At 36.6% G+C, this 7,262-nt stretch carries 13 protein-coding genes; all 13 read right to left on the reverse strand.

The window, feature by feature from the left end; genetic code table 11:
• Positions 1 to 166: 166 nt before the first annotated feature.
• Positions 167 to 472 (reverse strand): hypothetical protein, encoded by a 306-nt coding sequence (locus tag AB1630_08735; protein MEW6103878.1) that lies wholly within the window; start codon positions 470 to 472, stop codon positions 167 to 169.
• A 153-nt stretch (positions 473 to 625) separates the two neighbouring features.
• Positions 626 to 784, reverse strand: coding sequence for a hypothetical protein (locus tag AB1630_08740; protein ID MEW6103879.1), 159 nt, complete (start codon positions 782 to 784; stop codon positions 626 to 628).
• Positions 785 to 916: 132 nt separating this feature from the next.
• On the reverse strand, positions 917 to 1,867 hold the full coding sequence (locus AB1630_08745; GenBank protein MEW6103880.1) for a bifunctional oligoribonuclease/PAP phosphatase NrnA: 951 nt from the start codon (positions 1,865 to 1,867) through the stop codon (positions 917 to 919).
• Complete coding sequence (gene rbfA / locus AB1630_08750) at positions 1,860 to 2,138, reverse strand: 30S ribosome-binding factor RbfA (GenBank protein ID MEW6103881.1); 279 nt, start codon at positions 2,136 to 2,138, stop codon at positions 1,860 to 1,862. Before rbfA ends, AB1630_08745 begins: the two co-directional genes overlap by 8 nt.
• Positions 2,139 to 2,199: 61 nt before the next feature.
• A complete protein-coding gene (locus AB1630_08755) occupies positions 2,200 to 2,421 on the reverse strand; it encodes a Flp family type IVb pilin (GenBank protein MEW6103882.1) in 222 nt (73 codons plus the stop codon).
• Positions 2,393 to 3,370, reverse strand: a complete 978-nt coding sequence (locus AB1630_08760; GenBank protein ID MEW6103883.1) for a PhoH family protein — start codon at positions 3,368 to 3,370, stop codon at positions 2,393 to 2,395. The genes AB1630_08755 and AB1630_08760 overlap by 29 nt, the downstream gene beginning before the upstream one ends.
• Positions 3,370 to 3,606: a zinc ribbon domain-containing protein gene (locus tag AB1630_08765; GenBank protein MEW6103884.1), complete on the reverse strand. Its 237-nt coding sequence runs from the start codon at positions 3,604 to 3,606 to the stop codon at positions 3,370 to 3,372. The genes AB1630_08760 and AB1630_08765 overlap by 1 nt, the downstream gene beginning before the upstream one ends.
• A 43-nt stretch (positions 3,607 to 3,649) precedes the next feature.
• A complete protein-coding gene (lptC, locus tag AB1630_08770) occupies positions 3,650 to 4,147 on the reverse strand; it encodes an LPS export ABC transporter periplasmic protein LptC (protein ID MEW6103885.1) in 498 nt (165 codons plus the stop codon).
• A complete protein-coding gene (locus AB1630_08775; protein MEW6103886.1) occupies positions 4,137 to 4,928 on the reverse strand; it encodes a ParB/RepB/Spo0J family partition protein in 792 nt (263 codons plus the stop codon). The genes lptC and AB1630_08775 overlap by 11 nt, the downstream gene beginning before the upstream one ends.
• Positions 4,925 to 5,524 carry a phosphoribosylglycinamide formyltransferase gene (gene purN / locus AB1630_08780; GenBank protein ID MEW6103887.1) on the reverse strand — a complete coding sequence of 200 codons (600 nt, stop codon included), beginning with the start codon at positions 5,522 to 5,524 and terminating at the stop codon, positions 4,925 to 4,927. Before purN ends, AB1630_08775 begins: the two co-directional genes overlap by 4 nt.
• Positions 5,525 to 6,046 (reverse strand): 30S ribosomal protein S5, encoded by a 522-nt coding sequence (rpsE, locus tag AB1630_08785; protein MEW6103888.1) that lies wholly within the window; start codon positions 6,044 to 6,046, stop codon positions 5,525 to 5,527. It lies immediately after the preceding gene.
• 1 nt (position 6,047) lies between these two features.
• Positions 6,048 to 6,401, reverse strand: a complete 354-nt coding sequence (gene rplR / locus AB1630_08790) for a 50S ribosomal protein L18 (protein ID MEW6103889.1) — start codon at positions 6,399 to 6,401, stop codon at positions 6,048 to 6,050.
• Positions 6,401 to 6,937 (reverse strand): 50S ribosomal protein L6, encoded by a 537-nt coding sequence (gene rplF, locus AB1630_08795; GenBank protein ID MEW6103890.1) that lies wholly within the window; start codon positions 6,935 to 6,937, stop codon positions 6,401 to 6,403. The genes rplR and rplF overlap by 1 nt, the downstream gene beginning before the upstream one ends.
• Between the last annotated feature and the right edge of the window lie 325 nt (positions 6,938 to 7,262).

Raw genomic sequence — 7,262 nt, forward strand, 5'->3', positions numbered from 1 at the left:
TTTGATATAATATATCCTGTTTAGAGGTAATTCTGGACAAAGGTAGCGAAATATAGGAAATTATATTGTTTTGAATTTTCAATTTTAGTCATTTGAATTTGTTTTAAGATTTCGAATTTCGAATTTCATTTGTTCCATTAAAGCTAAACACATACACATTTTTAAATCAAGCAGGAGAGGGTGTTGGTATCTTTCCCTCAATCCTCTCCAATATTTTTGTCTGGTTGAGCAACATCTGGGCTATTTCCCTCTGTCCTTCCACAAGAACCTTTTGTCCTTCCTCAAGGATAGCAAACCCTTTCTTCTGCCCTTCCTCAAGCCTTTCTTGACTAGCCAAAACAGCCTCTTGACTAGCCAAAACAGCCTCTTGACTAGCCAAAATAGCTTTTTCCATCTTCTGGTTACCCTTCCAGATATAAGCAAGGATTATACCCAGCACCGTAAGGCACACACCCAATATCCCTATAGTCATAATTAACCTCCCTTTTTATTGCTCAAGGCTCTTGGCTTTTGGCTCTAAAAATTCACCCTTAAGCTTTAACCCTAGTGCATTTATCAATCTTTCATCTTCCATCTTTAATCTTTCATCTTTTCAGTCTCCCTAAAATAAGGAGAATCTTCTTATTCATTGCCCCTCTTTGACACTTGCCATCAAGCATAAATATACATTAAGCTTTAGTCTTTTGGCAATTAAAAAGATAAGGTCAAATACAAATCCACTGCCCTTACCCCCTGGCTTATAAACCCCAACCCTAACATTAACCAAACTCAAGATTCTCTTCATCTCTTTTATTTTTTATTATTTTGTAACTATTCACCCTGGAAAGCAGGCCAATAAAGAGTTGTGTTGATATGGTTAGTGCCATTATTAAAAAACTGACCACCAATCACTGACTTGTTATGATATGCTGAATAGTTACAATTCTTTTTCAACAAGAGAATTCTTAAGAGATGAGATTATGTTTTGCTCTGCCTCGTCTATTGGAAGGGGAAGAATACAGCCAGCTGCACAGAGATGACCGCCGCCGCCAAATTTAGAGGCTATGCTTCTTACATCAAATCCCCTTTTTGACCTTAAGGAAATCTTTGTCCTTTGTGAAGAAAGCTCCCTAAATAGAACAATGACCAAAGCCTCCTTTATCCCTCTCATCATATCAAGCAATGTATCTGTTTCTGGCTCTCTATTAGCCTCATCTACCATTTCCTCTGTAATCCTTGCTGAAACAATAGAACCATCCATCTTAAGATTGCACAATGCCTTTCCAAAAAGCCTTAATTCGTTTATGTTTTTTGTGCTATAAAGCTTTTCTTTTATTTCGGATGGCTCTATCCCATATTCAAGAAGCTCTGCACATATCCTCAAGCTATCCTGCGTTGTGTTTCTGAAGCTAAAGAATCCTGTATCTGTTGCTATACCAACATATAGAAGAATGGCTATATCCTTATCTACTTCTTTTGAAAGCCCTATTAAAAGCTTGTATATCATCTCACAGACAGATGATGCCTTCTCATCCATCCAATTTACATTTCCTATACCACCTCCAAGATGATGGTCAATATTTACCTTTAAAGGAACTCTTTCAATTATTTTTTTTGTCCTGATTCCTAGCCTTTCTATCTCATTTACATCAAGAATCAAGGCTACATCTTTTCTATTATCATCTGGTTGCAATATTTCCGAAAGATGGGGAAGAAAGGAAAAATATCCCTGGGGATTATCCTCATTTATAATAATAACATTTTTCCCCAAACTTTTAAGGAGAAGAAAGAGGGTTATCTGACTTCCAATTGAATCCCCATCTGGACGAATATGGGATGTTATTATAAAATTATCCCTCTCTTGTAAGACCTTTAAAACTTCATTCATCTTCTTCAATAAAAAATGTTAGGTCTGGCGTATAGCGAAGGTTGATTTCTTTTGCCAGATATAGCCTGATAGAAGGCTTTGCCTTTTTTAAAGCCTCCAAACACTCCTTTTCATTCCTTAAGCTGCTTATATAAACCTTTGCCTCCCTCAAATCCCCTGTCAGATTAACCCTTGTAACCGAAAGGAGGCTATCGCTATTCATCTCCTTTAGGATAAACTCCGCTATCTTTTCCCTTATAGCCTCAGCCACCCTCTCTTTTCTTTCGTTCATAAACGTTAGTTGTCAGTAACGAGTGGTGAGCAATTACTCGCCACTGTTCACTGGTCACTATTCACTTTGTTGGTGTTCCTGTTTCTGTTATTGTTCCAGTGCTAGTCGGCGTTCCTACTAAACTTCCTGTTGTTGGTGTCCCTATCTCCCCTTGTTTTACCTCTGGCCCTTTAAATAGAACCTTAATTTGAGGACCTAGGGCTAAAACAACAGCAATTACAATAACGGCAATCAAACCAATGATTAGCCCATACTCAACCAAGCTTTCTCCCTTTTTTTTCATTCCTTTTACCTCCTTTTTCTTCATACGCTTTTATTATCTTACTTACCAATGGATGACGGACAACATCCAATTTATCAAGATAAGAAAACCCTATTCCAGATACACCCTTTAATATTTCCTGAATCTCAACAAGGCCTGATGTTACATCAGAAGGAAGGTCTATCTGGGTAATATCTCCTGTAATCACAGCCTTTGAATCAAAGCCAAGCCTTGTTAAAAACATCTTCATTTGTTCAGATGTTGTATTTTGAGCCTCATCAAGAATGATAAATGAATCATTCAATGTCCTTCCCCTCATATATGCTAATGGTGCTATTTCAATTACACCATTTTCAAACATCTTATGGAATTTTTCAATTCCCATCATATCATAGAGGGCATCATATAATGGTCTTAAATATGGATTTACCTTTTCTTGTAGGTCGCCTGGAAGAAATCCAAGCCGCTCGCCTGCCTCAACAGCTGGTCTTGCAAGGATTATCCTCTCAACCCTCCTTATAAGAAGGGATGAAAGAGCCATTGCAACAGCAAGGTATGTCTTTCCTGTTCCTGCAGGACCAATAGCAACCACCAGATCATTCTTCCTCATCATCTCTACATACTTCCTCTGATTTATGCTCTTTGGTTTTACCAGTCTTCCCCTTTCTGATACACAGATTGTATCCTCAAACACCTCAAGGATGTCCTCTTTGTCCTCAAAAAGCCTTAAGGCATATTTTATTTCCTCCCTTCTTATTAAATGACCCTGCCTTATAAGAAGAAGGAGGGAATTAAAAAGGGAAAGAATCTTTTTATTTTCTCTTTTTTCTCCAGAGAGGATTATTTCTGTCCCTTTTGGAATTATCTTTGAAGAAAATGCGTTCTGGATAATCCTTATGTTCTCATCATCCTTTCCGCAAAGCCTTAAAACCTCATCTTCATTAGCAAGAATAAGCCTCTCTTGTAACATTAAGCCTTTTCTACTTTATTGGGTTTATTCTCTTCCTTTAGCTTCTTTTTGTATTCAGGGCTTCTATAATCTGTAATATAAAAACCTCCTCCCTTAAAGAGAAAACCCCCTCCTTCTCCAAAACACATCTTTACATTTTCTCTACAGTTCGGGCAGGTTTTTAAAGGCTCTTGCTTAATTGAGGCAAAAACCTCAAACCTTCCACACCTTCTACATTCATACTCATATGTTGGCATTTTACAAACAGTATAATCTTAAAAAGACCTTTTGTCTAGGACATTATTTAAAAACAACCTCAACATCTTTCTTTATTTTTACATTGCCAAAGCTCCTATCTGCAACAAACCCGGAGCCTTTAAGAATTAAATCCTTTTTTATAAAAGAAACCCTGTCGTCTGTAGAAAGGAAATTTGTTTTTTCAGAAAAATTAAGGCTTGATGTTGTAAGGGTTGCTCCAATTTTTGTGCTTGCTGTTATACTTCCTTTAAGGCTTATTTTATCGCCATCAATAATGCCTTCATTCCCTGTAATTGTGCATTCTAAAGAATCACCTTTAAATAACTCAAGCTTTAAATTGTAAAGATAGGTTTTATTATCTTTCATCGTTATCTTTTCTGATGTAAGCCTCCATGTTTTCTTTCCACTCTTTGAGGATGTAAGGATGCTCTTTTTAATTTCAGAGGAAGGGGTAGGCCGAATTTCTTTTTCCTTGCCACAACATGACAAAATAAGAAGAAAAAGGCACAAAGTTTCAATGGTTTTGACTTTATAATTCAATTCCCATCCTTTCCAAGATTCCAGAAAACCCTTCATTTGTATAATACTCTATTTCTATCTTTCCTTTATTTATATTCCCCCTTATTTTTACATTTGTTCCTAAATCCCTTTTTATCTTTTCCTCAATAGACACAATCTCATAATCTATTTTTGTTTCACGTGAAACTTTTTCAACATCACGAACACTTAGCTTTTTCTTTAAAATTTCCTTAAATACGCTATCCCTTTTATCTCCTTCTATAGAAAGGATTGCCCTTCCATGACCCGATGAAATCTCTCCTATTTGTATTGCCTTCTGGATATGGGAAGGAAGAGAAAGCAATCTTATGGTATTTGCGATAACAGAACGCTCCTTTCCAATTACCTTGCTTATTTCCTCTTGTGTCAAGCCAAATTCATCTATAAGCCTCTTGTATCCCTTTGCCTCCTCAATGGGATTTAAGTCTTGTCTCTGGAGGTTTTCGGTAAGGGCAATAACCAGGCTTTCAGAATCAGAAGCCTCTTTTACAATCGCAGGTATTTTTTTAAACCCTGCTTTTATAGCAGCCCTAAATCTCCTTTCTCCTGCAATAATTTCATAGCCGTCATCCTTTGTTCTAACAATGATTGGCTGAAGAAGCCCCTTTTCCTTTATGGACAAAAGGAGCTCCCTTTCCTTTTCATCCTCAAACCTCTCCCTTGGTTGGTATTTACCTGGCTTTATTTTCTCCCTTTCAATCTCAACAAAGGCTTCGCTATCAGGGAATAATACATCCAAACCCCTTCCCAATGCCTTTTTCATTTTATACTAACCTTCCTTCCTGAAATCTCAAGCCTTCCCTCGCTAAAAAGCCTTATTGCCTCAGGGTATATTTTATGTTCTTCCTCTAATATTCTTGCCGATAAGGTTTCCTCTGTATCGCCTGGCAAAACAAAAACAGCCCTTTGTAGAATAATTGGCCCTGTATCACAGCTCTCATCAACAAAATGCACTGTGCATCCTGAAACATTAACGCCATATTCTAATGCCTGCTTTTGGGCAGATAATCCAGGAAATGAGGGAAGGAGAGATGGATGGATATTCATAATTCTATTCTTATATTCATTTACAAAGAATGGAGAAATTATCCTCATAAAACCAGCTAATAGGACAAGAGAAACATCCCTCTTTTTAAGCTTTTCTACAATTAGCCTATCATATTCCTCTTTTGATAATCCCAAAGGGCTTAAAAAAATGGCTTCTATATTGTGCTTTTTTGCTATTTTAAGCCCCTTTGCATCCTCTTTGTCGCTGATTACACAGACAATTTTGGCATTTATTTTTTCTTCTTCTATTGCTTTAATTATTGCAAGAAGGTTTGATCCCCTTCCGGAAATCAGGACACCACATTTTAACATCTATTCCTGTTCCTGAATCTTTGCTTTTACATTATGCCTTTTGTAAATCATATTCATTTTCCTCAATCCTGCCATTGTTGCTTTAATTACATTGATGGGATTGTTACTTTTAAGGGATTTACAAACCACATCTTTTATCCCGAGTGCTTCAAAAACAGCCCTTGAGGTATTACCTGCAACAATGCCTGTTCCAGGGGGTGCAGGCTTAAGAAGAACACAAGAGGCACAAGATTTGGCAGAAACAGGGAATAAAAGCGTTCCATCTTTTAGGGCAATCCTTTCAAGGTGCTTCTTCGCATATTCAACAGCCTTTAAAACAGCCTTAGGAACCTCTGCTGCCTTTGACATTCCTATCCCTACAGAGCCATTTTTATCTCCTACAACTACCAATGCTGAAAAACGAAGCCTTTTTCCACCCTTTGTTGTTTTTGTTATTCTGTTTATAGAGATAACCTTTTCAAATAATGGAAGGTCTTCTGAATGTGTCTCCATCTCTTCTGTAATTGAATTATAATCGTCCATATTAAAATTCTAATCCTCCTTCTTTGCAAGCCTCTGCTAAAGCCTTTATCCTTCCAGAAAAAGAAAAAGAGCCTCTATCAAAGACAACCTTTGTTATCCCCTTTTCCTTTGCCCTTTTTACAAGAAGCTCTCCAACCTTTTTTGCATTCTCTTTTTTTGGATGGATAGATTGCTTTTTTATTTCTTTATCAAGAGATGAGGCAGAAACAAGCGTTTTTCCTAAATCATCATTTATAATTTGGGCTTTGATATGTTTTAGGCTTCTTGACACAGAAAGCCTTGGCCTTTCTTCTTTTCCTGAAATTCTTTTTCTGGTTCTCTTTCTTTTTTTCTCTTTTATTTCCTCTTTTTTCATTACTTTGCTCCTGTCTTTCCAGCCTTTCTCCTTACAATCTCATCTGCATACCTTATCCCCTTCCCTTTATATGGCTCAACAGCCCTTATTCTTCTTATCCTTGCCGATATTTCTCCAACAAGCTCTTTATCAATTCCGGAAACCTTTATCTTTTCCTTATCTGTTTGTATAATAATGCCTTCTGGTGGCGAGAAAACAACAGGATGGGAATAGCCTACATTAAGGATAAGGTCTTTTTCCTTCATCCCTACCTTCCATCCTATTCCAGAAAGAAGCATTTCCTTTTCAAACCCTTTTGTTACGCCTATCATCATATTATTTACCAGGGTTCGTGTCAAACCATGTAGGGCTTTTGTAGCCCTTTCTTCATCTTCCCTGCTTACTATAATCTTTTTCCCTTCAATTTTTACCCCTATCCTTAGAGGAATCTTTCTTTCTAATTCACCCTTTGGTCCCTTTACCTTTAGAGAACCATCCTCTATCTTACAAGAGACGCCATCTTCTATTCCCACTGGAAGCCTTCCAATTCTTGACATAAAAATATTCTAAATTAAAACCTTACCTTTTGTCTAGGATTTTTTGGCTAATTGACAAAAATGTAGAGGTTAATAATTCTTCTGTCTTTGTCAAATTTGCTAATAAATCATACAATCCCATCCTTATGGATTGGGTTTCTAAAAGACAAGATTTATTAGTTCCCTGGATGGGCAATAGAAAACTCCAATTTAAATTTTGTATGTGTTTAGCTTTAATGGAACAAATGAAATCCGAAATTGAAAATCCGAAATTTTAAAACAAATTCAAATGACTAAAATTGAAAATTCAAAACAATATAATTTATTTGTTATGAGAATAAAGATT

Source organism: bacterium, from assembly GCA_040753555.1.
Classification (GTDB): domain Bacteria; phylum UBA9089; class UBA9088; order UBA9088; family UBA9088; genus JBFLYE01.